The organism is Ruegeria sp. CK2 (assembly GCF_056536585.1).
In genome coordinates, this window is record NZ_JBQFPW010000003.1 from 246,467 (window position 1) to 270,107 (window position 23,641).

Sequence of the window (23,641 nt, forward strand, 5' to 3'; positions counted from 1 at the left end):
GACATGTGACCGCCCCCCATGACACGTGGGTGGCAAGCTGGCAACCGCCGCTATCGCGAAATGGCGGGCTATTCCAGCATTGATGCGGGATCAAAAGCCCGACATCGGCGCGATACCAAAGCAGGCATGCAAATCGAGGATCCAACCATCGCTTGTCTGCGGAAGACCGAGACTATGTCACTGATCAAATCGGCAAAGGTCACCTGGTCAATCGTGATGAGTATCTGCCAACAAACCACTAGTTTTGTGCTATTTCGTAACACCAATCATCTGATCGCCGAGGAGGCACCCTGACATGCGAACTATCCGGGTGAGGCCGCTCTGTCTTATCGGCTACCCTCTGCGAGGCGTATGACCTGCGCGGCGGATGAAATCACCTCTGGCACGCTTGAACATGGCAGATACCTCGCACAATAAATTGATTTTATGTATAATTTTGGCGTTTCTGGCAACTCGTTGAGGCATTATTCGACAGTCAATAGCCCGGACTACAAAACCTACGTCTATCGACGAAGGAACCCGCGAGCGTCTGCGCCGAGATATCTTCTAGTTCATCGATAACGGCGATCCGTCTTTGCGTATAGGCGATTGCAAACTGATCTTGTCTTAGCAAAGGGCCCGGGCCATGAGTTGATAGGCTCATCGTGGATATGGCGCATGACTGGCCACGCATCTACACTAGGGCAAACTGAACGACCTCGGAGTCACCCAACCCCATGTGGACACTACTCTTTTCCGTCTTCGTTTTTGCCCTGTACGTCACGGCGGTTGTGTTTTCCGTGCGTGCCGCACAGACTGCACGCACGCCGCAGGGAGCCGTCGGTTGGGTGGTGTTTTTGCTGTCAGCGCCCTTTTTCGCGGTGCCTATGTATCTGTTTCTGGGCCATCATCGGTTCCGTGGCTACCGGATCGCCCGACAGGAAAGTGAACGGGTTGTCGAAGGCATCAAGACTTTTGCCGACTATTCCAAACCCGATCCCGCGTCTATGTCGATCAATCCTCGCCCGTTTGAGTTTTTGGCTCACCTGCCCGTCTCACGCGGCAACGGTGCGCAGTTGCTGATTGATGGGCAAGCAACATTTGATGCTATCTTTGAGGCGATTGACGCCGCCAAAAGCTATGTGCTGATTCAGTTCTATATCATCCGCGACGATGCGCTGGGGCAAAAGCTTCAGGAAAAGCTGATCGAAGCGTCAAAACGTGGGGTTCATGTGCGGTTCATGACCGACGCTGTCGGTAGCTATGGCCTGCCCACGCAATATCTGGAAACGATGCAGGAAGCCGGGATTGATGTCGCCGATCCACGGCAACAGCGCGGCCCGAATTTTCGCTTTCAGCTAAACTACCGCAATCACCGCAAAACCGTGATTATTGACGGCGAAACCGGCTTTATCGGCGGGCATAATGTAGGTGTCGAATACTTGGGCGAAGATCCACATTTTGGCCACTGGCGTGATACCCATTTGAAGATGACCGGGCATGTTGTTCGACAGCTGCAGCTCATCTTCTCGGAGGATTGGCATTGGGCCCACGACGAAGATTTGATCGATCATCTGGACTGGGCAGGCAGTGTATCAGAGCAGGACATGAACGCTCTTTTGGTGGCGACCGGTCCCGGGGACGATACTGAAACTGGCGCGATGATGTTTTTTTCCGCCATTGCCGAGGCAAAAGAGCGCCTATGGATCGCATCTCCCTATTTTGTTCCGGACATCGACATCATGACCGCGCTGCAACACGCAGCGATGCGCGGCGTGGATGTCCGCATTCTTGTTCCTGAGGTGATTGACCACCGTCTGCCCTGGCTAGCTGCCTTCGCTTACTTTGACGAGGTTCGGGACTGTGGCGCGCGGGTATTTCGATACACCGATGGCTTCATGCACCAGAAGGTATTTGTGGTCGATGACACGCTGATGGCGGTCGGCACGACCAATCTCGACAACCGCTCTTTCCGTCTGAACTTTGAGGCGATGGCCCTGTTTTTTGATACCCGCGCCGCTCATGATGCGGAACAAATGCTACTGGCTGATTTCGAAGCGAGTTACGAGCTGACACGGTCCCTGTCCCAACAACCAGCCCATATCCGGTTCGGCGCCCCACTGGCCCGTTTGTTCGCACCAATCCTTTAGGAAAAGAAGTTCTCCTGAAACACCCGTGTCATCAGCGCTACCATATAAGCCGTAGACAATCCGAACGCCAAAAGTCCGGCCACAGCCGCAAATGAGCCAAAGATTCGCAGGCCATCCCCCAAGACGATGTCGCCGTAACCTAGGGTCGTGAATGTGACCAACGAGAAGTAAAGGGCTGAATTCAAATCCGGCAACACCTTAAGCAGCACCCAGACAATGGCCCAGAGCCAAACTTGAATTGTATGCGTTGCGACAATGAAGGCTAACGCAGTGGCAATCGGACCTGCTGTGCCCATGAACAAGCCGCGCGCGGACCACTTTGCTTCCATTTTCATAATGACCACGGTGCACCAGGTCAGCAAAAGGATCTCGACCACGATGCAGAGACCCAGAAAAGTACTGCCCCAAAAGATCTGGTGCGGCAACGTCATGTTTTTACATCCTGAATTGCGGCTTCGGTTTGCCTGTGCAGAATGACCCTTGGCGCCCCCGGGTACAAGCCCGACCCGGCATCAGTTTGCCTGCGGCGAATGGAACCGGATACATGTCAGCACTGGACAGGCACGCAAACAGTTGCACATCCTGCGCAGTAAGACGGGTCAGGCCATGTTATTGAATATCGACAACATCCAGAAATCCTATCCGGGCGGGCGACCTGTTTTAAAAGGCGTTTCGCTAACATTGGATAAGGGCCAAACGCTTGCACTGACCGGAGAAAGTGGCAGCGGCAAAAGTACTTTGTTGAATCTGGCAGGCGCGCTGGACAGTTTCGATCAGGGCGAGATCACACTGGACGGAACGCGTTTGTCGCCGTTGGATGACGCAGGTCGTGCGCAACTGCGCCGCAACAGCGTTTCGCTGGTGTTTCAGCAATTCAACCTGATACCGTCTTTGACAGTTCTGCAAAACTTGACGTTCCACGCGCGTCTCGCCGAATGTCAGGACCCGGAATGGACCCTGCATCTGGCAGACAGGTTGGGCGTCGCAGATTTACTGGATCGACATCCCGAAAACCTGTCTGGCGGTCAGCAGCAACGGGTGGCGATCGGACGCGCCATGGCCGTGCGCCCCAAGTTGCTATTGGCGGATGAACCCACCGGTAATCTGGACGAAACCGCAAGCGCAAATGTGCTGGACCTGATGTTGGCGTTGGTCGCGGACACTGGCGCTGCGTTGCTGCTGGTCACCCATTCGCACGATATCGCTGCGCGGCTAGACCGTCGCGTCCATCTGTCTGGCGGGCATATTCAGTGACGCGAACGGTCCTACAGGCCCTGCTGTCTCATTGGCGTGCGCATCGCCTGCAGCTTGGAACACTGCTGATCGGTATCGCGCTGGCCACGGGCCTTTGGTCGGCCGTTCAGGCCATCAACTCCGAAGCGCGGGCAAGCTATGCGCGGTCGAATGCCCAATTGGCGCTTGGGCAGTTTGACGAATTGCGAGACCCAACGGGGCCCATCCCTATTGCGCGTTATGTTGATCTTCGTCGCGCCGGATGGCAGGTCGCTGCTGTTTTGGAAGGGCCCTATCGGCTCGGTACACGCAGTGTGCACCTGATGGGCGTGGATATGGTGGCTTACCCGGCCCTGCCCGCCATTGTCGAAGCTGAACAGAGTGCCGCCGCCCCCGACCCTGCCGATATGTTGACCGCCCCGGGGCGCATTCTGGCCTCTCCGGAATTGGCACCACTGCTACGCGAACAGGGCGACTTGCCACCGATACTGGAAAGCTCTGCCTTGCCGCCAGACGTTATATTGACGGATATTGGTGTCGCCGAAACATTACTGGACCAGCAAGGGGATATCTCGCGCTTGGTCGTGCTTTCGGACCAACCGCAGCTGGTCCCTGCCTTGTCAGACATCGCGCCGGAACTGCAACGATTTAGTCCATCATCCCAAGTGGATACGGACCAATTGACGGGCAGCTTTCACTTGAACCTATCGGCCTTTGGTATGCTGTCTTTTGCCGTCGGTTTGTTCATCGTCCATGGAACCGTCGGGCTGGCGTTTGCTCAGCGGCGCGGCATGATCAGAACGATGCGCGCACTTGGCGTATCGATGCGCCGTTTGGTGGTGTTGATCCTGGCTGAACTGACGTTGCTTGCAGTGATCGGCGGGGCATTGGGCCTGGTTCTGGGCTTCTTTATCGCTGGCGCACTGTTGCCGGATGTGGCCGCGACACTGCGCGGTTTGTACGGCGCCTCGGTCAGCGGACAGATGTCCTTGCGCCCGGAATGGGCCGCCGCAGGTATTGCCATGGCAGTGGCCGGAACGTTGCTTGCCAGCGGTCAGGCCCTCTGGCGATTGTCACAGATGCCAATATTGGTTGGCCCTGGGGTGCACGCATGGCAAGACAACGCCCCGGCGCGTCGCTTGACTGCGCTGGCGGGTTTGATTCTGATTGCGGGCGGTACACTCGCATATCTCAGTGTCGGCGGTCTGATCGCAGGATTTGTTCTTCTTGCAGGTTTGCTCACCGGTGCCGCTTTGTTATTGCCGCTGTCTTTGTCCGGTGTCCTTGCCCTGTTCGCTCGACGCGCGCAGGGACCTGTCGCGCAATGGGTCTGGGCGGACATGCGGGCGCAATTGCCCGGCCTATCGCTTGCGCTGATGGCATTGCTTTTGGCCCTCGCCGCCAATATCGGCGTTGGAACAATGGTCTCAAGCTTTCGCCTGACCTTTGTCGGTTGGTTGGATCAGCGTTTGACCTCTGAGCTTTACGTCACAGCCGTAGACGACCAGCAAGGACAGGAGATATCTGAGTGGCTCCAACCGCGCGTTGACGCGATTTTGCCACTTCGCACTGTCGAGCTGGCACATGAAACGGGGCCGTTGTTCTTGTATGGCATTGTTGATGACCCGGTGTATCGGCTGCATTGGCCTTTGATCGCCTCGGCAACGGGTGTTTGGGACGACGTTATGACCGGGCATGCTGTTTTGATTAATGAACAACTGGCACGTCGCACCGATCTCTGGCCTGGAGATACCCTTGAGCTTCGTCCCGGTCACGTTCTGACCATCGCAGGCGTCTATTCCGACTATGGAAACCCGACCGGGCAAGCCATGGTTTCAATGGCACAATTGGATCAAATCGCACCGGGTGCCGAAACCCGACGGTTTGGCATACGCATGCCCCACGAGGATGCGACTGAGATGGCACAGGAGCTGCGACGCCAGTTTGATTTGCCCCGGCAATCCGTAGTCCACCAGGCGGCGATGAAAGCGCAATCACGGGCCATTTTCGAAAAGACCTTTGTTGTAACGTCGGCGTTAAACGTTCTGACCCTTGGCGTGGCAGGCTTTGCCATTCTCACCAGTCTGCTGACCTTGTGGACCCAACGCCTGCCGCAAATCGCGCCCGTCTGGGCGCTGGGGTTGGACCGATCCCAATTGGCCCGTTTAGAACTGATGCGCAGTGTGACGCTCGCAGCGCTTACGGCGTGCCTGGCTTTGCCGCTTGGGTTGGTTCTGTCCTGGGTTTTGTTAACGGTGATCAACGTACAGGCCTTTGGTTGGCGCTTGCCAATGTATGTTTTTCCGCTGGATTGGCTCTATCTGTTTGTCCTTACACTTTTGGCAGCACTTATCGCGGCCGCCCTACCCGCGATGCGGTTGCTGCGCCTGCCACCTGCCGATTTGCTGAGGGTTTTTGCCAGTGAACGTTAGAGCCTTACTGATAGCCATCATGTGCATGCTGCCCGTACCCAGCTGGGCGCAGGGTTATGCTGGCCTGGGCGGGTCAGCCGATGGGTTCGAAATCCCCCAGCGCGGCTATCAGTTCGAGTTTCCCAAGGACCATGGACCACATCCCGCGTTTCGAATCGAATGGTGGTATCTGACCGCAAACCTGACAGGCGACGATGGCCGCGACTATGGCATTCAGTGGACGCTGTTCCGATCAGCCCTGAAGCCGTTCGAAACTGAAGGCTGGCAAAGCCCGCAAATCTGGATGGGTCATGCCGCGATCACCACTCCTGAAACCCACTACTTTGCGGAACGTTTGTCGCGTGGCGGCATTGGGCAGGCCGGTGCAACAGCAGAGCCTTTTGCAGCATGGATTGATGAGTGGCAAATGAGCGGGCCCGACTTTGATACCCTGACACTCACTGCGAGCGGTAAAGACTTTGGGTATGATTTGTCGCTGAAAGCCCAGGGTCCATTGGTGTTTCACGGGGAAAATGGCTATTCGGTAAAGTCATCCGATGGGCAAGCCAGTCACTACTATTCACAACCATCGTACAATGTCGAAGGCGTGCTGCATCTGCCTGAGGGGGACATGGCGGTCAGCGGAAATGGTTGGTTGGACCGGGAATGGTCCTCACAACCCCTGGCCGAGGATCAGAGCGGGTGGGATTGGTTCTCGCTCAGCTTCGATGGTGGGGACAAGCTGATGGCATTTCGTCTGCGCGGAGACCGGGGTGATTTCACCTCAGCAACCTGGATCAGCGCAGATGGATCCTCTATGGCATTGTCGGATGGGTCCACCAGTTTCACACCGCTGGAAACAGCACATGTTGCAGGCCGAGACGTTCCGGTGGAGTGGCGCGTGACTTTGCCAGACCGCGGTGTCGATGTGGAAGTGTCGGCGCTTGTGCCAGATGCCTGGATGGCCACCCGATTTGAATATTGGGAAGGGCCTGTGACCGTCACAGGCACCCATAAGGGGCGCGGGTATCTGGAGATGACGGGCTACTGACCAAGCGTCGCCGTCTGTTGTGCCAATCGGGCGCGTCTGATTTTTTTGTACAGAAGAAAAAAATGCGAAGCCCAAAGGAGCCTCGCATATCAGTAAGAACTTTACTTGGCAGGATTGTCCCTAACGGACAACGTAAACCGAAACAGTCGAATGCCGCACAACCCGTGCCGCATTCGGTCCCAGCAAATAATCCTTTAGATCTGGTTTGTGTGCGCCAATCACGATCAGGTCCGAACCCGCACTTTCGGCCGTTTTCAGGATCTCTTGATACGCCGTGCCCGTGGCCACCACATGCCGTATCTTTTCATTGCGATCCGCACCCAGAGTGGCTGTACACATCTTAGTCAGGTTGTTCTGCGCTTCTTCGAGAGCTTTGTCGTGAAAATCAGGCTGAAAAAAGCCAGAAACCCAGCTTTCTCCAAAATCGGGAAGAACGGTGACGACATCCAGCTGCGCGCCGTCAAGGTCCGCTAACGCGGCCGCTCTTTTCAGCACAGGCGCATCCAAATCTCCGTTGCTGATGTCGATGGCGCATAAAACAGAACTTGTCATGCTGGCACCTCTTGTCTGGCGGCACGGCCGCGTTGCAGGAAGGCGATCAGACCCAACAGTAGCATCGCCGGGATATAGATCAGCTGTTTCGGGGATTGGCTGGACGGCAAGCTGACCGAGGTCAGGCGCACCGCTTCATCACCGTAATAATCAAAGTTCCCCAGATTATCGGCCACAGGTGTACCGAACAAAGGTTCTTCCAACTTGACCAACCCATCTTCGGGGACCAGCAGCAGACCCATCGCTTCGACCCGGGCAGAACCACCGTCCTCGTTACCAACAGTGACAACAACGGTTGTATCGACCATTTCCAGCGTGTCGAAATCCGGGCCTTGGACCACCAGCCGGACCTCGGTCCCGGGCGGTGTTTCACCTATGGTTTCCTCAAACGCAGCCGGTTCAACAGTTGTAAACGGTGGCGAAATTCGGTCCATGAAGTAGTCTGGCCTGAACAGCGCAAACGCTACAAAGATCAGGGCAATGCTTTCATAGATGCGGCTATGGGTAAGGAAGTACCCCATTGTTCCCGCCGTAAAGACAAGGATCGCTATTGTCGCAAAAACGGCGACCGTTATGCCTTCCACCCACGTGACGTCGATCAACAACAGGTCCGTGTTGAAGATAAACACAAACGGCAGCGCCACAGTGCGAAGCGAATAGAAGAACGCGATGAACCCGGTTTTGATCGCATCCCCACCTGAGACGGCGGCGGCCGCGAAACTCGCCAAACCCACCGGCGGCGTCACGTCAGCCATGATGCCGAAATAGAAGACGAACAGGTGGACCGCGATCAGGGGCACAATCAGGCCGCTTTGCGCCCCAAGTTCGACAACCACACCGGCCATCAGAGAGCTGACAACGATGTAGTTCGCAGTGGTCGGAAGTCCCATGCCCAGGATCAGGCTCAGGATACCAACCATCACCAGCATCAGGATCAGGTTGCCGCCTGACAGGAACTCGACCAGATCAGCCATGACCTGCCCGACACCTGTCAGTGTCACGGTGCCTACGATCACACCCGCCGTGGCCGTGGCCAACGCGATACCGATCATGTTACGTGCGCCGTCGATCAGGCCCTGCCACAGGTCAGCAACACCGTCGATAAACGTATCATACATGTTGCTCTGACCGCGGAAAATCGCCTTCAGGGGCTTCTGCGTTAACAGGATCACGAACAGCAAAGTAGTCGCCCAGAAGGCCGACAAACCCGGCGACTTCTGTTCGATCATCAAGAAGTAGACCAATACAATGATCGGCAGCAGGTAGTGCAAACCGGCTTTGTAGATGTCCGCGATGACGGGCAAGGTTACTTCTTTTGCATTCGGATCATCCGGCTCTAGATCCGGCACCTGAGCGGCCAGATATAGCAAAGCAACATAGATACCACAGACGATCAGGCTAAGGACCAGTCCCGCCGAAGACGGCACCCAACTGGTGACAGCTTCGACCGGGAATTGCGAACCATAGCACAGCCCGGCGAAGACCAGGAAGAAGGACAGCATCCCGACGACGGTACGCGCAAGCTTCACATCGCGGTCGCCCAAGGTGGGCATGTTCCGCTTCACCGCCTCAAGGTGCACGATGTAGACCAAAGCGATGTAAGAAATCGCTGCGGGCAGGAAGGCGTGGGTAATCACCTCGACATAGGAAATGCCGACATATTCCACCATCAGAAAGGCCGCGGCCCCCATAACCGGAGGCATGATCTGACCGTTCACTGACGAGGCGACCTCGACCGAACCCGCTTGTTCGCTGCTGAAACCAACGCGTTTCATCAATGGGATGGTGAATGTGCCGGTGGTCACAACGTTGGCGATGGACGAACCAGAGATCAGGCCGGTTGCAGCAGAGCCCACGACAGCCGCCTTGGCGGGGCCGCCGCGCAGGTGACCCAGCGCGCCAAATGCCATTTTGATAAAGTAGTTCCCTGCCCCGGCCTTATCCAGCAAAGCGCCGAACAGCACGAACAGGAACACGAATTTCGTTGAAACACCCAACGCAATCCCGAACACGCCCTCAGACGTGATCCACATGTGGCTCATGGCCTTTTTCAGGCTGGCGCCTTTCCAACGGATGACCTCTGGGACCCAATCGGACGCGCCGAAGAAAACATAAACCAGAAAGATCGTTGCAATGATCGCCATTGCTGGGCCAAGCGCGCGACGCGCGGCCTCGAACAACAAGATCAACCCGCCCAATGCGATCCACTTGTCGGTATCGTCTGCAAGCCCGCCAGCATCAACGATTTTGTTGTAGAAGAAATAGCCATACAGCGCGACAAACGCGCCCAACACACCCATGATCCAGTCCTGGATAGGTATATAGTCGCGCGGGCTGGACTTCAGCGCCGGATAGGCGGCAAAGGCCAGAAACATCGCAAAGGCCAAATGAAACTGCCGCGCGTTGTTCACAACACTACCGGGCAATACATAATTCGCCAGCGGAGAGGCCAGAACGACCTGAAAAATGGACCAAATCGCCGCTACAATGGCCAGGAAGATCCCGACATTGCCGACTGGATTGCGTCCGCCCGCATCAGACGAGGCTACAAGCTCCTGTAGCTCTTCTTCTGATAGCGGACGATTGGATTGAGAATCGGAACTCATGACATGTCTCCCCGTCGCGGCCTTTTTCGGCCTTCTAACTTACCCGTTTGATACGGGTTTGGTGCAGGGCGCCCGCAGGCGCCCTGTGTCAGGTCTGAATTACTGGATCCAGCCTTTTTCTTTGTAGTACTTCTCGGCGCCCGGATGCAGTGGAGCCGACAGGCCGTCCGCGATCATTTCTTCGGGCTTGAGGTTGGCAAACGCAGGGTGCAGCTTTTTGAAGTCATCGAAGTTTTCGAAGACCGAGCTGACCACTGCGTAAACCGCATCATCCGACACGTCTGCCGACGTCACGAAGGTTGCGCCCACACCAAAGGTTTGGGTATCGCCGTCAGAACCGCGATACATGCCGCCAGGAATGGTTGCGGTCCGGTAGAACGAATTGTCGTCGACCAGTTTGCTAACCGCATCACCGCTGACGTTCACCAGAACCGAGTCACACGCTGTAGTGGCTTCCTGGATCGACCCGGACGGGTGACCAACGGTGTAAACCATCGCATCAATCTGGTTGTCGCACAGAGCTGCGGACTGTTCGGCCGCCTTCAGCTCGGTCGCCAGTTCGAAATCGCCAGTGGTCCAGCCCATTTCGCCCAGCAGAACTTCCATAGTGCCGCGCTGACCTGAACCGGGGTTACCGATATTGACGCGTTTACCTTTCATGTCCTCGAAATTGGTGATGCCGGAATCGGCGCGGGCAACGACCGTAAACGGCTCAGGGTGAACCGAGAAGACAGCACGCAGGTTTTCGAAGGGACCAGCCTCTTCGAATTTCGAGCTGCCGTTGTAAGCGTGGTACTGCCAGTCAGACTGCGCCACACCAAACTCCAGTTCGCCTTCGCGAATGGTGTTGATGTTATAGACGGAACCGCCGGTCGATTCGACCGAACAGCGTACGCCATGTTCCTTGCGCCCCTTGTTAACCAGACGGCAAATCGCGCCACCGGTCGGGTAGTAAACGCCGGTCACACCGCCGGTGCCGATGGTGATGAACTCTTCGGCATAAGCCGCCGGAGCCATCATGGCCGCGGTGACGAATGCGCCGAGGCTAAGCTTGCTGCTGTTTTTCATTTAAGAACTCCCATTTTTATTTTGTTGGTGGGGAAAAGGCTAAAGCCCCTTACTCGGGGAACGCGCCGATAAGCCAGATCAGCCCGTCATGCAACGGCTGCACCTCAGTGAATTTTCCAATATCTCCCAACAATTTCGAGGTTTCATTCAGACACATCAATTGTCAAGGCCAGTGCACCACTCATCCGCTCAAAGCGGCACATCTGAGGAAGTTTTCAAAAGTTTCCCCGTTAACGGGCACAAGTGCTTCATGCCTGACCCCTCACGAGCAAATGCAGCAAAAGTGTCATTGTTCAAACTTCACGGCGTTGAACACCGCGAGATCCATCTCAAACGGGAAGAGCATCCGACCGAGGACCAAGGATGCCCGATCCGGCGAAAAAATAGCCGAACCGAAACATTTGTTTTGAAACGCAGTTTACGTTTGAGCTCCGACCTTCGATGAGCCCGGCATCGATACTTTGCTTACTTTTCCCGTGTTGGAATCTCGATAATTCCGAACAGGAACGCCGCAAATGCGGACTGGACCGATATTGCCATCAGACTGAACCCAGCGACGGTCAAACGTGTCGTCAACGGGTTGGAAAGGTCGCCGAAGCCAAGTCGCGCCCATTGCCCAAATGCGATCCCAAACAAAAGAAGACCAAACAACAGCAGCCAAAACGCAAAGAGCGCAATAGTGTCTGTGGTCGCCCAGTTTTTAAGGATTTTGCTGGGCTCTCCAACAGGCAACAGACCGCTCGTCGTCGCAATCATGCGCGCCAGGGCACCAAACGTCAGTAACTGGGTCCCGACGATTGTGATCAGGCAAGAGGCCAGGAAAGTATTCGTCCCGAGCTCAACAGATCCGGCAACGCGTACCGGTCCGAACATAAGAACGAGGGCAGTGATGCCGCCAACCAATGTGAAGAACAATCCCGGATACACAAAAAGCCATCTGGGATTGTGCATCAGCAAGAATTTAAGGTGCCGCCAGCCATCTCGCCAAGTGCGTAAATGCGGCGGACGGCTTCTGCCATCCGGCTTGAGAGTTGTCGGCACTTCGGCAATTTTCAGCCGGCTCATCGCGGAACGGACAACCATCTCGGACGCAAATTCCATGCCGGACGTATGCAATTGAAGGTCCAGAATGGACTGTCGCCGGAACCCGCGCATGCCACAATGAAAGTCGCCGATACGGATGTTGAAGAACAGCCGACCGATAAAACTCAGAACTGGATTGCCCAGATAGCGGTGCAGAAACGGCATCGCGCCCTCGGATATACCACCACGGAATCGGTTTCCCATGACCAGATCATTTCCGGCCCGCAGTTCCTGAACAAAAAGCTCTAACCTGGAGAAATCATAGCTATCATCAGCGTCACCCATGATTACAAACGTTCCGCGGGCTGCTTCGATACCGCCGGCCAATGCCGCGCCATACCCTTTTTGTTCGACATTCACGACCCTGGCCCCAAGACCTTCGGCAATCTCAATCGAACCGTCAGTGCTGCCATTATCTGCGATCAAAACCTCGCCCCGAATGCCATCACGAGCGATGTAATCGAGCGCTTTTCGAACGCAGACCTCAATCGTTTCGGCCTCATTCAGGCACGGCATCAGGATCGTCAACTCAATTGCGTCAGACTCATCCGATGATTCTGTAATTTCTTGCTTCCCAACCAATGGAACCCACCTACTAAAAATTAAACAAATAACACTATCAGATTTACAGACGCGACTTCGAAGTCAAGGACAGTCTGCAAAGGCACAAATTTATTCACTCGACATGAACATAAACCAATCCAGAGATACTTTGTTTATTAATTCGAAACAAGTTTGTGAGACAAGATTCCCAGCAACTCGTCGAGTGTTTTTGCCGATGGTACCAGAGCTCGTAAACGTCGCCCTTGTGTCGTCTTGGTAAGAAGCCGATTCTGCGCCGCACATCCGGATACAATCTCCAAGGAACGACGTATTCTCGCCCATCTTAAGGTTTGATTTTGAAAGAAATGCGAATAATTTGGCGCAAGCGATGCCTCGAACTCTCACGATATTTCCATCGGAAGATTTTGAGTTCCATCAACTTTGTTTTCAAACAGCATCTGCCTGTTTTTGCTCGCAAATCCATCAAGATCAGAACGTGGAAGTGTGAGTAAACCAGCCGCGAGTAAAGAAAAAACAGAGAGCAGGTTCCCCTAACCCTCTGTTTTTACTTTGGTACCCAAGGCCGGACTCGAACCGGCACGTCCGTTAGGACGGGGGATTTTGAATCCCCTGCGTCTACCATTCCGCCACTTGGGCCACGGACACTGGATTAGCGTTCAACTCGACGAAGGTCCAGAGGCAAAAAACAACCAATACTCTGATTGTTTCCGCGACGGCGGTTGACGGTACTGCAGGTGCGTGGTTTGGCTTGCACGGTCTGAGAATTGGATTTGAGTGCTTTATGTTGCGATCGTTGTACGACTGGACCATTCGGCTGGCGGAACACCCGCGCGCGCTGTGGGCCCTAGCCATAGTGGCCTTTGTAGAAAGTTCCTTCTTTCCGATTCCCCCTGATGTGTTGATGATTCCGATGATCCTGGCGCGGCCTTCGCGGGCCTGGCTGATCGCGTCGGTCGCCTTGGTCGCTTCGGTTTTGGGCGGCATGCTGGGTTATGCGATCGGGGCATTCTTCTACGACAGCATCGGCCAGCCTATTCTGGAATCCATGGGCAAAGCACATGCGATGGAAGAGTTTAACACCCGCTTCAACGACTTTGGATTCTGGGCGGTTCTTGCCGCCGGGATCACCCCTTTTCCCTACAAGGTTATTACCATCATGTCCGGCTGGACGGGGATGCCGTTGGGGACATTCATTGCCACGTCTATTCTGGCCCGGGCCTTGCGATTTTTTCTTGTCGCAGGTTTGCTTTGGGGTTTTGGTGAACCGATCCGGGACTTTATCGAGAAACGTCTGGGCCTGATGTTCACGTTGTTTATTATTCTGCTGTTTGGCGGCTTCTTAGCGGTGCGATACCTATGACAAAGCGTACGACCTATGTTGTTTTGGCTGCGGGCGGATCTGCAGCGCTGCTGCTGGCAGCGTGGAGCTTCCAATATTTCGGCGGTATGGCACCCTGCAAAATGTGTATCTGGCAAAGATACCCACATGGCGTAGCAATCGCCGTCGGGCTTGTTGCCATAACCTTGCCAAATCTTCGAATCCTGCCCCTGTTCGGTGCAGTCGCTGCAGCGGTAACAGCCGGGATCGGAGTTTATCACGCAGGGGTCGAGCGAGGATTATGGGAAGGACCCAGCAGCTGTACATCGGGCGACATTGGCGGGCTGTCTTCGCAAGAGTTGATGGAGCAGATCATGTCCGCTCCGCTGGTGCGTTGCGATGATATCCCGTGGGAAATGTTAGGCCTGTCCATGGCTGGTTGGAATGCTCTGATTTCTGCCGGGCTGGTGCTGGTCTGGATCGCTGCCTGGCGCAGCAGCTGAACCTTACAGCTGGTCCAATTCCGCGTCCCAATACAGAAAATCGATCCAACTTTCGTGCAAATGGTTCGGAGGGAACTTGCGGCCGATATTGCGCAACGCCTCGGCGTCTGGCTGGCGCGGCGGTTTGCGAAGCGACATGCCCGCTTGTCGCAACGATTTGGAGCCCTTGCGCAAGTTACACGGGCTGCAAGCCGCAACTACGTTTTGCCAGCTGGTCACCCCGCCCGCCGCGCGCGGTACAACGTGGTCGAATGTAAGATCACCACGGCCTCCGCAATACTGGCACTTAAATTCATCCCTCAGAAACAAATTAAAGCGCGTGAAGGCCACGCGCTTTCTGGGTTTTACATAGTCTTTCAAAACAACGACCGAGGGTATTCGGATCTCGGTACTTGGACTGCGGACAACTTCGTCATACTCGGCAACAATATCGACCCTGTCCAGCCAGGCCGCTTTGATCGCCTCCTGCCAGGGCCACAACGACAGCGGATAATAGGACAAGGGGCGGTAATCGGCGTTCAAAACCAATGCCGGATGGTGCTTGAGCGCACCTGGCTCCCTGACAAATTCGGTCCTGAAATCTCCGTCCATAGTAGAATCGCCTCTCGCTCTCAGCTGCCCGTTTGTGACACCAGAGCGGAGAGCACCCGCCCCAGCCTTATAGTGACTATATATCGTGTTAAATCTCTGACAAGCCCCGAGTTTCCACAATATGTCGAAGACTGGGTAAGCCTGTTCCGTAACAGAGGCATGACAGTTATCCACAGGTTGCATCGGATACGGCGCTCGCGTTATGTCGCGCGCATGACATGGTTCATTCGCTTCAACAAACCCTTTGATGTGCTGCCGCAGTTCACCGACCGCGCGAATGCCGACGCGCCACGCAGCACGCTTTCGGATTTCATAGATCTGCCCGGTGTCTATCCGGCGGGACGGCTGGATCGCGACAGCGAAGGACTGATGCTGCTGACCGACGAAGGGCGCTTGCAGGCGCAGATTTCAGACCCGAAACACAAAATGGCTAAAACCTACTGGGTTCAGGTCGAAGGCAAGCCTGATGTCGCGGCACTGAAAGCGCTGCGAGACGGGGTGGAATTGAAAGACGGCCTGACTCGCCCGGCCAAAGTGCGCAAGATAGACGAGCCGCCCATGCTGTGGCCCCGCACGCCGCCGATCCGCGAACGCAAAACCGTTCCGGACAGCTGGATCGAGCTGACCTTGCGCGAAGGCAAGAACCGGCAGGTGCGCCGGATGACGGCTGCCGTTGGCCTACCAACATTGCGGTTGATCCGATACCGGATCGGCGATTGGACCCTGGATGACCTTGGCCCCGGCAAGTGGGATAGTCTGCAAATGCCTGAACTTAAGGTCGCGCCGCAGCGCAAACGGGATCGCCGCCCGCGCCGGTGACAGATCGTGCCCTGATCTGTTAGACTAAGCCCATGAAACTTACGCCCGGTATACCTGCCCCAAGGGCCATTCTGGAAGCGGCGCTTTACGTCGATGATCTGGACGCGGCCGAGCAGTTCTATGGTGAAATTCTGGGCCTTGAGCGCATTCAGCATATCCCTGAACGGCATATATTTTACAAAATTGGCGACTCGGTTTTGCTGCTGTTCAACCCGGACCAAACCGAGCAGCCGCCTAGCAATCCAGATCTGCCAGTCCCGCCGCATGGCGCCCGCGGCGCAGGCCATGTCTGCCTTGTACTAACCCGGGATGAAATCGCCCTGATGCGCAAGCACCTGCTGGATTGGAACATTCCCTTGGACGCCGAATTTGACTGGCCTAGTGGTGCACGCTCTCTGTATGTACGCGACCCGGCAGGTAACTCCGTCGAATTTGCCGAAGGCTGGTTGTGGGATTGATCCGGTTTGCTCAGCCCAGGGGCTGCTTTTCACCGCCGACAACGCGGTGAATCTCGCTGGACATCACGCCAATATCTGCCAGAACAGCCCGGAACGCCGCCATATGAGGTGTCGCAAAATGCGCCTCAAGTGCGGCCTGATTCTGCCATTCCTCATAAACCCGAAACCGGTTCGCATGCCCCAAAACCTGGCTGAATTCGTAGACCAGGCAGCCTTGTTCCTTCATCGTCTCAGCCACCATGGCCAGCGCAGCGTCACGCGCCCTTGCCACACCTTCTTCAGCAACTTCGACAACACCAGTGACGATCAACATGGGCTCACTCCTTCAGGCTAAACCGCTTCGAGATTCTGTTCACCGGGGTCCCATCGCGCAAGGGAACGCCATGGGCGATCGAAAAATCGCGAAATCCCATTTTTTCATAGTAGCTGAGGCCCAGTAAATTATCTGCCCGTATCGTCGCGTTGATAGTACGAAACCCCAATGCGCCCGCTGTTTTGACGGTTTCATCAAACAGCGCACGTCCCGCACCGCGCAACACCGGATCACGGCGGGTGAAAGTGGCGATATCGGCGCAGTCTTCCGGCAATGCTTCATGGCTGCCCAACCACTGGAACCCGACCACTTCCCCCCGATCGTCCAGAGCAACATGACAGCAGATCTTGTCAGCGCCATCCAGATAGCTTTGCACAAACAAAACCTCGGAGAACGGAATTTCATGCGCCGTAGTGCCCCCGATGGCGACGATCTCATTAAGAATGCGGCATGCCTCGGCCACATCTTCGCGCATCATTGGGCGGACGGCGATCATGGTCAAAGGCTCAGCTTGTCACGCATGAAGGCCAGCGCGACGCTCAGCCCGTCAGGCGCGATACCGTGACCGGTGCCTTTCATGACATGGGCGAAGACCTCTTTGAAACCTGCGCCTTGTAGAGCTTCGGCGGCTTCGGGCAGCGATTGTGGCGGCACGACATCATCAGCGTCCCCGTGCACAAGCAAAATCGGCATTCGGCTGACGACCTCATCTGCCAACATATCCGGTTCCAGCAGACGGCCTGAGAAGGCGACAATCCCGGCAACCGGGTCTTCGCGCCGCGGGGCGACATGCAGGCTCATCATCGTACCTTGAGAAAACCCGAACAGAACCACCTGCTCGGGCAATACATCTTCGTCCACCATCAGGGCGTCGAGAAACGCATTGAAATCCTCGGTAGCCATGTCCATGCCACGGCGCGCCTCTTCCTCGGACGAGCCGTCGATCCACGGGATTGGGAACCACTGAAACCCATTGGGCATTCCGGGGATCTGCTCGGGCGCGTCTGGGGCTACAAACAGCGTCTCGGGTAAGTGTTCGCCAAGCACATCCGCCAATCCCAGCAGGTCGGCCCCGTTAGCGCCATAGCCGTGCACGAAAACCACGACCGAGCGTGTGTCGCCCGAAACAGGCTCTTTCCGGAGCGCATTCAAAACCCGTGTCATCTGATCCCTTCTCTCTGTTTGGCCACCCGGTAATAGGCCCACAAAACCCGTGCCGCAACCGACCGCCAAGGCGACCAGTCCTCGGCCATCAGCCGCAGTTCCTTGTCGGTGGGACGCTTGGGCAAGTCATAGAGAACCCTCGCCGCTTCTTGCAGCGCCAGATCACCTGGTGCAATCACATCGGCGCGGCCCAGTGAGAACATGGCGTAAACCTCGGCTGTCCAAACCCCGATACCCGGCACCTCGGTTAGAACGGCAACGACATCCGCATCAGAAGCACTCCGTAAGGCTTTGTAATCAATGCGCGCTTCGGCAAGTGCACGGGCATAACGAATCTTCTGACGGCTGAGACCCACATCACGCAGATCGTCATCCGTGGCCCACATGATTTTGCGCGGGCCCGTCAGTTTCGCGTCTTTCAACCGCTGCCAAATTGCGTTGGCGGATGCGACACTGACCTGCTGACTGACAATGGCGCTGAGCAGCTGTGCGAACCCATCCGGACGCCGACGCAGGGGTAACGGGCCGGTCTGTTCCATCGCGAACGCCATGCGCGGGCAGGCCTGGGCCAGCCATTCGGCGCCTTCGGCAACGCAATCTGGCGTTTCGATGATACGTCCGACTTTCATGCGTTCTCCAGCTTCAGTGACAGCCCGCACGTTAGGCGGCTTTGTCGCATATGCAACCCGCTTGTGTGCAATCGTTTTCGCCGATACGGATATGCCCATGACAATGACCACCTCCGCCCCCGACAACTCTCAGGCCAAACGAAACGTCGCCGTTCTGGTGGCCGCGCAATCGGTTCTGGGGGCGCAGATGCCGATGATATTCATCGTTGGAGGGCTGGCGGGGCAATCGCTGGCGACCAATCCCTGCCTCGCGACATTGCCCATATCGCTGATCGTTCTAGGGTCGATGCTGGCCGCAACCCCGATCTCGGGCATCATGCAGAAATGGGGACGCAAGGTCGGGTTTCTGGTCGGCGCAACAGCGGGCGCATTGGGCGGTTTGATCGGGGCATATGGTCTATTTCTCGGGTCTTTCCCAATTTTCCTGCTCGGCAGCTTGCTGACCGGCATTTACATGAGCGCGCACGGATTCTATCGCTTTGCCGCGGCCGACACCGCATCGGATGAGTTTCGCCCCAAAGCGATCTCCTATGTTATGGCGGGCGGCTTGGCGGCTGCGGTCATCGGGCCCCAGATCGTCAAACTGACCTCCGAAGCTTATGTGATTCCGTTTCTGGGCACCTACATTGCGGTGATCGCGCTGAATGTATTCGGTTCGGGCCTGTTCTTCTTTCTCGACATCCCGACGCCACCCAAACCCACGGCAGATACGCCCAGAGGTCGGTCACGGCTGGAGCTGCTGAAGACCCCGCGTATCGCGGTGGCGATCATCTGCGCGATGGTCTCTTACGCTTTGATGAACCTTGTGATGACATCTACACCTCTGGCGGTTGTCGGGTGTGGTTTCAGCGCGAATGACGCGGCCGATGTGGTGACCAGCCACGTGCTGGCAATGTATGTGCCAAGCTTCTTTACCGGCCATCTGATCGCGCGGTTTGGTGTCGAGAAGATCGTGGCGCTTGGTCTGGCCATCCTTGCCGGAGCCGGCGTGGTGGCTTTGCAGGGGGTCGAACTGGGCAATTTCTTCGTCGCCCTGATCCTTTTGGGCATCGGCTGGAATTTCGGCTTTATCGGCGCAACCAGCATGTTGGCTGCGTCTCACGAAGTGCATGAGCGGGGACGCATGCAGGGTTTGAACGATCTGCTAGTGTTTGGCGGCGTGACCGTTGCGTCGCTGGCTTCTGGCGGGTTGATGAATTGCTCTGGTGGTTCTCCGGTAGAAGGTTGGACTGCGGTAAACCTGGCCATGATTCCATTGCTGACACTGGCAGGTGGCGCGTTGCTTTGGCTGATGCTGCGACCGGCTGACACCGAAACGGTCTGACTACCAGCGCCCAGAGGCTGCCGTCCACATCAGTGACAGCCGTCGCCGCATCTCACCTTGTGACAAAGCACCGGCAGCGACCCGTTCAGGCTGCGCAATCACGTGTTTCAAAATCCATTCCGCCTGCCATCCCGCATACAACGCTGGCCGCGCCTGATCCGAGATCGAAGCCCGATTCGACCGGGCCTTTTCAATGCGCCGCAGCGCAGACCGAGCCAATTGCTTCACACCTGCGGACGTTCCATCAAGCAATGGGATACGTCCCCGCGCCTCAAGATCAGGGATCGCGCGGAACCAATTCGCAACGCCCACGCCATAACCAAAGTCCCGCACAACCTCTTCCTCTGCCGGACCAAGGGCTTGCGCCGCGGCAACCAAAAGGGTGCCGCTGCTGTGATCGATATAGGCCTCAAAATGATCTTGATCTTCAAAAGGGTCGCGGTAGATATCCCAGCGCCTCACGGCGACATATTCGTCCATCTTTTCTGCCAGATGCGGCGACAGAACCCGTGACAAAGGCGTCACCACCTCGTGCCGGCGCACCGTTGGGCCCTGGGCAATTTCCTGTAGCGCATCGCGCCACCATTGAAGGCGCATCTCGGCAATCATTGCCTCTTGTGTCACCCACGGGGCGCGCGCCACCTCGACATTCAACGCGTAAATCGGGAACAGAATCGCACGCGCAGCGACGGGTGCCGCCATCGCCGCAAGGAATCGGTCCGGGTCAGCTTTGTGGACCAGCGCAGCACAGGCTTTGACGTCATCGTCAAAGGAAACGCTCACTCTGCCGCTGCCTTTTGCGGCCCGCAGTCCCGAACCAGCTTCCACTGGATCGCATCCAGCAAAGCCTCGAACGAGGCATCGACTATGTTTGCACTGACGCCCACTGTGGACCAGCGCCGCCCCTGCCCGTCTTCACTGTCGATAATAACCCGCGTCACAGCCTCCGTGCCGCCCTGCGTTATCCGGACTTTGAAGTCGACCAGATGCATGTCGTCGAGGATTGGGGAATATTGACCCAGGTCCTTGGCCAAAGCCTTGGCCAATGCGTTCACCGGCCCGCGGTCACTGCCGTATTCGTCATGAGATTCGCTGACCGACAGCTTCTTTTCCCCATCGACCTTCACCACGACGACCGCTTCGGACAGGCTGACCATCTTGTTGTACTTGTTCTTGCGCCGCTCGACCGTGACCTTGTAGCGCTTGACCTCGAAGAACTCGGGCAATTGCCCCAACTCGTCGCGGGCCAGCAGCTCGAAACTGGCCTGTGCCGTGTCATAGGAATAGCCTTCTGACTCGCGACGCTTGATCCGGTCCAAAATACGCCCCAGCGCCGGATCACCGGCTTCGACCGTCAGCCCGGCCTCGGTCAGGCGTTTGCGCAGATTCGACTGCCCGGCCTGGTTCGACATCGGAATGATGCGCGCGTTGCCGACGGTTGCCGGATCAACATGCTCATAAGTCGACGGGTCTTTCAGGATCGCACTGGCATGCAACCCGGCCTTATGCGCAAAGGCCGAGGCCCCGACATAGGCTGTCTGCTTACTCGGCACCCGGTTCAGAATTTCATCCAGCATTCGGCTGATCCGAGTCAGACCTGCCAGCGCTTTCAGGCTGACGCCGATGTCAAAACCCGAGGCATAGGGTTCCTTCAACAGCAATGTCGGGATCAGCGAGGTCAGGTTGGCGTTGCCACAGCGTTCGCCCAACCCGTTCAATGTGCCTTGGATCTGCCGCGCCCCGGCATCAACCGCCGCCAGAGAACACGCCACCGCATTCTCGGTGTCGTTATGGGTGTGAATGCCCAGCCGATCGCCGGGAAAACCAGCCGCAATCAGGTCCGAGACAATACGTCCGACCTCCGCCGGCAAAGCGCCCCCGTTTGTGTCGCACAGCACAACCCAGCGCGCGCCCGCATCCAGCGCGGCGCGGCACACCTGGACGGCGTATTCCGGATTGTCTTTGTAGCCATCAAAGAAGTGCTCGGCATCAAACAATGCCTCACGCCCCTGCGCCACGATATGCGCGACCGAAGCCCGGACATTCTCGACATTCTCCTTCAATGGGATGCCAAGTGCGTGGGTGACATGGTAGTCATGCGACTTGCCCACCAGACATACGGCCTGCGTGCCCGCATTCATCACAGCGGCCAGAACATCATCATTCCCCGCCGAGCGGCCAGAGCGTTTGGTCATCCCAAACGCCGTCAACCGTGCCGAGGTCGCTGGTGCCGTGTCAAAAAACGCGCTGTCCGTCGGGTTTGCTCCGGGCCAACCGCCTTCGATGTAGTCCACGCCCAATTCATCCAAGGCTTTCGTAATCCGCACCTTTTCAGCGGTCGAGAATTGCACTCCCTGCGTCTGCTGCCCGTCACGCAGGGTCGTATCGTAAAGGTAGAGGCGTTCTTTGGTCATCACACATCTTCCAGCTTGGCAGCGTCGAACCCTGCTCCGGGAACCAGTTCAACGGCATCTTTGCTCATCCGAACCTCAAGTCCTGCGGCAATATACGCGGCTTTCAGGCGATCAACCTCGGAAAAATCCTTGCTGTTCATTGCATCAAGCCGCGCCTTTGCCAGCACCTCGGCATGAGATGCCAAATCCACGCCACCGGTTTCTGCCCAACTCCCCATCTCTGGAGACAGCAAACCAAGGATTTGCGCGCCAGCCAAAAGCCCCGCCGCATCTCCGTCGGCGGCAAGCCGGTGCAATTCAGTAATGGCGCCTGCAGTATTCAGGTCATCCGCCAATGCACCGACAACCGAAGGCGCCGCGCTGGCGACGGGCTCGATGCCCGCTGTCAGCGCCCGCCACTTGCGCAACGTCGCCTCGGCCTCGCGCGCCTTTTTCTCGGTCCAGTCCATCGGCTTACGATAATGGGTTTGCAAGAAGACAAACCGGATCACTTCGCCCGGCACGCCCTGCTCCAGCAACTCATGCACGGTGAAGAAGTTGCCCAAAGATTTGGACATCTTCTTACCCTCGACCTGCAACATCTCATTATGTAGCCAGACCTTGGCAAACTGACCCTCGGGATGGGCGCATTTGCTCTGGGCGATCTCATTCTCATGATGAGGGAACATCAGGTCGTTGCCGCCACCGTGAATGTCAAAGCTGTCACCCAGAAGTTCATAGCTCATGGCCGAGCACTCGATGTGCCAGCCGGGACGGCCCCGGCCCCAGGGTGAGTCCCAGCCCGGCAGATCATCGGTCGACGGTTTCCAAAGGACAAAATCCATCGGGTTCTTTTTGTAAGGCGCGACCTCGACCCGTGCACCGGCGATCATGTCATCGACCGAGCGACCCGACAGCTTGCCGTAGTCCTCTTTCCAGGTATCAACGGCAAACAGCACATGACCTTCGGCAGCATAGGCGTGACCCTTGGCAATCAGGTCTTTGATCATGGCGACCATCGGCGCGATATACTGCGTGGCACGCGGCATCTCATCCGGCTCCAACGCGGCCAAAGCGCCCATGTCGTGCAGATACCAACCGATGGTTTCGTTCGAACGTTCCTGTACCAGGTGTTCCAACGAGCCCTCGGCCCCGGCCTGTTTCCGCGACAGCGCGGTTGCGTTGATCTTGTCATCCACGTCAGTGAAATTGCGCACATATTTTACGTGATCCGCGCCGTAGACATGGCGCAGCAAACGGTAGAGCACGTCAAACACCACCACCGGCCGCGCATTGCCCAGATGTGCACGGTCATAGACGGTTGGCCCACAGACATACATCCGCACGTTGTCAGGATCGATCGGCTCGAAGTCTTCCTTCGTCCGTGTCCGAGTGTTGTGCAGCTTGATCGGGGTCATCGGTCGGGCTCCTA

23 protein-coding genes and 1 tRNA gene are annotated in these 23,641 nt (G+C 56.7%); 10 read left to right on the top strand and 14 right to left on the bottom strand.

Annotated elements, in window-relative coordinates; translation table 11 throughout:
- Window positions 1–18: 18 nt before the first annotated feature.
- Both ACR0BU_RS06740 and cls read left to right on the top strand, forming a co-directional pair.
- The gene (locus ACR0BU_RS06740; protein WP_480735621.1) at window positions 19–294 is read left to right on the top strand and encodes a hypothetical protein; all 276 of its coding nucleotides are present in this window, start codon (window positions 19–21) and stop codon (window positions 292–294) included.
- 422 nt (window positions 295–716) lie between these two features.
- Window positions 717–2,129, top strand: a complete 1,413-nt coding sequence (cls, locus tag ACR0BU_RS06745) for a cardiolipin synthase (protein ID WP_480735623.1) — start codon at window positions 717–719, stop codon at window positions 2,127–2,129.
- Here the strand turns inward: cls and ACR0BU_RS06750 are convergent.
- On the bottom strand, window positions 2,126–2,560 hold the full coding sequence (locus ACR0BU_RS06750; RefSeq protein ID WP_298934960.1) for an ion channel: 435 nt from the start codon (window positions 2,558–2,560) through the stop codon (window positions 2,126–2,128). The two genes, cls and ACR0BU_RS06750, sit on opposite strands and share 4 nt — an antisense overlap.
- Window positions 2,561–2,735: 175 nt before the next feature.
- Here ACR0BU_RS06750 and ACR0BU_RS06755 point away from each other — a divergent pair, with 175 nt between their 5' ends.
- The 3 genes from ACR0BU_RS06755 to ACR0BU_RS06765 are packed head-to-tail and all read left to right on the top strand — an operon-like array spanning window position 2,736 to window position 6,824.
- Window positions 2,736–3,383, top strand: a complete 648-nt coding sequence (locus tag ACR0BU_RS06755) for an ABC transporter ATP-binding protein (RefSeq protein WP_300067159.1) — start codon at window positions 2,736–2,738, stop codon at window positions 3,381–3,383.
- Window positions 3,380–5,794 carry an ABC transporter permease gene (locus ACR0BU_RS06760; protein ID WP_480735624.1) on the top strand — a complete coding sequence of 805 codons (2,415 nt, stop codon included), beginning with the start codon at window positions 3,380–3,382 and terminating at the stop codon, window positions 5,792–5,794. Before ACR0BU_RS06755 ends, ACR0BU_RS06760 begins: the two co-directional genes overlap by 4 nt.
- Entirely contained in the window at window positions 5,784–6,824 is a 1,041-nt protein-coding gene (locus ACR0BU_RS06765; protein WP_480735626.1) for a lipocalin-like domain-containing protein, read from the top strand. The genes ACR0BU_RS06760 and ACR0BU_RS06765 overlap by 11 nt, the downstream gene beginning before the upstream one ends.
- 120 nt (window positions 6,825–6,944) lie before the next feature.
- Here ACR0BU_RS06765 and ACR0BU_RS06770 read toward each other — a convergent pair whose 3' ends face one another.
- From ACR0BU_RS06770 to ACR0BU_RS06790, 5 genes are all read right to left on the bottom strand, one after another.
- The gene (locus ACR0BU_RS06770) at window positions 6,945–7,376 is read right to left on the bottom strand and encodes a universal stress protein (RefSeq protein ID WP_298934958.1); all 432 of its coding nucleotides are present in this window, start codon (window positions 7,374–7,376) and stop codon (window positions 6,945–6,947) included.
- Window positions 7,373–9,982: a TRAP transporter permease gene (locus ACR0BU_RS06775; RefSeq protein WP_480735627.1), complete on the bottom strand. Its 2,610-nt coding sequence runs from the start codon at window positions 9,980–9,982 to the stop codon at window positions 7,373–7,375. The genes ACR0BU_RS06770 and ACR0BU_RS06775 overlap by 4 nt, the downstream gene beginning before the upstream one ends.
- A 99-nt stretch (window positions 9,983–10,081) precedes the next feature.
- Window positions 10,082–11,050 (bottom strand): TAXI family TRAP transporter solute-binding subunit, encoded by a 969-nt coding sequence (locus ACR0BU_RS06780; protein ID WP_298934956.1) that lies wholly within the window; start codon window positions 11,048–11,050, stop codon window positions 10,082–10,084.
- A gap of 465 nt (window positions 11,051–11,515) precedes the next feature.
- Window positions 11,516–12,715: a glycosyltransferase family 2 protein gene (locus ACR0BU_RS06785; RefSeq protein ID WP_298934955.1), complete on the bottom strand. Its 1,200-nt coding sequence runs from the start codon at window positions 12,713–12,715 to the stop codon at window positions 11,516–11,518.
- A gap of 532 nt (window positions 12,716–13,247) precedes the next feature.
- Window positions 13,248–13,333, bottom strand: a tRNA-Leu gene (locus ACR0BU_RS06790).
- 145 nt (window positions 13,334–13,478) lie between these two features.
- Between ACR0BU_RS06790 and ACR0BU_RS06795 the strand changes: the two genes are divergently transcribed.
- Window positions 13,479–14,057 (top strand): YqaA family protein, encoded by a 579-nt coding sequence (locus ACR0BU_RS06795; protein WP_298934954.1) that lies wholly within the window; start codon window positions 13,479–13,481, stop codon window positions 14,055–14,057.
- Complete coding sequence (locus tag ACR0BU_RS06800) at window positions 14,054–14,518, top strand: disulfide bond formation protein B (protein ID WP_480735629.1); 465 nt, start codon at window positions 14,054–14,056, stop codon at window positions 14,516–14,518. Before ACR0BU_RS06795 ends, ACR0BU_RS06800 begins: the two co-directional genes overlap by 4 nt.
- A gap of 3 nt (window positions 14,519–14,521) precedes the next feature.
- On the opposite strand, the gene ACR0BU_RS06805 is transcribed toward ACR0BU_RS06800, so the two are convergent.
- Window positions 14,522–15,109, bottom strand: coding sequence for an HNH endonuclease (locus ACR0BU_RS06805; protein ID WP_298934952.1), 588 nt, complete (start codon window positions 15,107–15,109; stop codon window positions 14,522–14,524).
- Window positions 15,110–15,322: 213 nt separating this feature from the next.
- Between ACR0BU_RS06805 and ACR0BU_RS06810 the strand changes: the two genes are divergently transcribed.
- Entirely contained in the window at window positions 15,323–15,928 is a 606-nt protein-coding gene (locus ACR0BU_RS06810; protein ID WP_480735631.1) for an rRNA large subunit pseudouridine synthase E, read from the top strand.
- Between the two features lie 32 nt (window positions 15,929–15,960).
- Window positions 15,961–16,386 carry a VOC family protein gene (locus ACR0BU_RS06815; RefSeq protein WP_298934950.1) on the top strand — a complete coding sequence of 142 codons (426 nt, stop codon included), beginning with the start codon at window positions 15,961–15,963 and terminating at the stop codon, window positions 16,384–16,386.
- A gap of 10 nt (window positions 16,387–16,396) precedes the next feature.
- On the opposite strand, the gene ACR0BU_RS06820 is transcribed toward ACR0BU_RS06815, so the two are convergent.
- The 4 genes from ACR0BU_RS06820 to ACR0BU_RS06835 are packed head-to-tail and all read right to left on the bottom strand — an operon-like array spanning window position 16,397 to window position 18,492.
- Window positions 16,397–16,699, bottom strand: a complete 303-nt coding sequence (locus ACR0BU_RS06820; protein WP_299889798.1) for a putative quinol monooxygenase — start codon at window positions 16,697–16,699, stop codon at window positions 16,397–16,399.
- Between the two features lie 4 nt (window positions 16,700–16,703).
- Complete coding sequence (locus ACR0BU_RS06825) at window positions 16,704–17,195, bottom strand: N-acetyltransferase family protein (protein ID WP_480735632.1); 492 nt, start codon at window positions 17,193–17,195, stop codon at window positions 16,704–16,706.
- Window positions 17,196–17,197: 2 nt separating this feature from the next.
- Window positions 17,198–17,863, bottom strand: coding sequence for an alpha/beta hydrolase (locus tag ACR0BU_RS06830; protein WP_298934947.1), 666 nt, complete (start codon window positions 17,861–17,863; stop codon window positions 17,198–17,200).
- Window positions 17,860–18,492, bottom strand: a complete 633-nt coding sequence (locus tag ACR0BU_RS06835) for a DNA-3-methyladenine glycosylase family protein (RefSeq protein WP_298934946.1) — start codon at window positions 18,490–18,492, stop codon at window positions 17,860–17,862. The genes ACR0BU_RS06830 and ACR0BU_RS06835 overlap by 4 nt, the downstream gene beginning before the upstream one ends.
- A 103-nt stretch (window positions 18,493–18,595) precedes the next feature.
- Between ACR0BU_RS06835 and ACR0BU_RS06840 the strand changes: the two genes are divergently transcribed.
- Window positions 18,596–19,816: an MFS transporter gene (locus ACR0BU_RS06840; RefSeq protein WP_480735818.1), complete on the top strand. Its 1,221-nt coding sequence runs from the start codon at window positions 18,596–18,598 to the stop codon at window positions 19,814–19,816.
- Here the strand turns inward: ACR0BU_RS06840 and ACR0BU_RS06845 are convergent, their stop codons facing one another.
- The 3 genes from ACR0BU_RS06845 to cysS are packed head-to-tail and all read right to left on the bottom strand — an operon-like array spanning window position 19,817 to window position 23,627.
- On the bottom strand, window positions 19,817–20,599 hold the full coding sequence (locus ACR0BU_RS06845; RefSeq protein ID WP_480735634.1) for a squalene/phytoene synthase family protein: 783 nt from the start codon (window positions 20,597–20,599) through the stop codon (window positions 19,817–19,819).
- Window positions 20,596–22,230, bottom strand: coding sequence for a citramalate synthase (gene cimA / locus ACR0BU_RS06850; RefSeq protein WP_480735636.1), 1,635 nt, complete (start codon window positions 22,228–22,230; stop codon window positions 20,596–20,598). Before cimA ends, ACR0BU_RS06845 begins: the two co-directional genes overlap by 4 nt.
- Window positions 22,230–23,627: a cysteine--tRNA ligase gene (gene cysS, locus ACR0BU_RS06855; protein ID WP_480735637.1), complete on the bottom strand. Its 1,398-nt coding sequence runs from the start codon at window positions 23,625–23,627 to the stop codon at window positions 22,230–22,232. Before cysS ends, cimA begins: the two co-directional genes overlap by 1 nt.
- Window positions 23,628–23,641 lie beyond the last annotated feature (14 nt).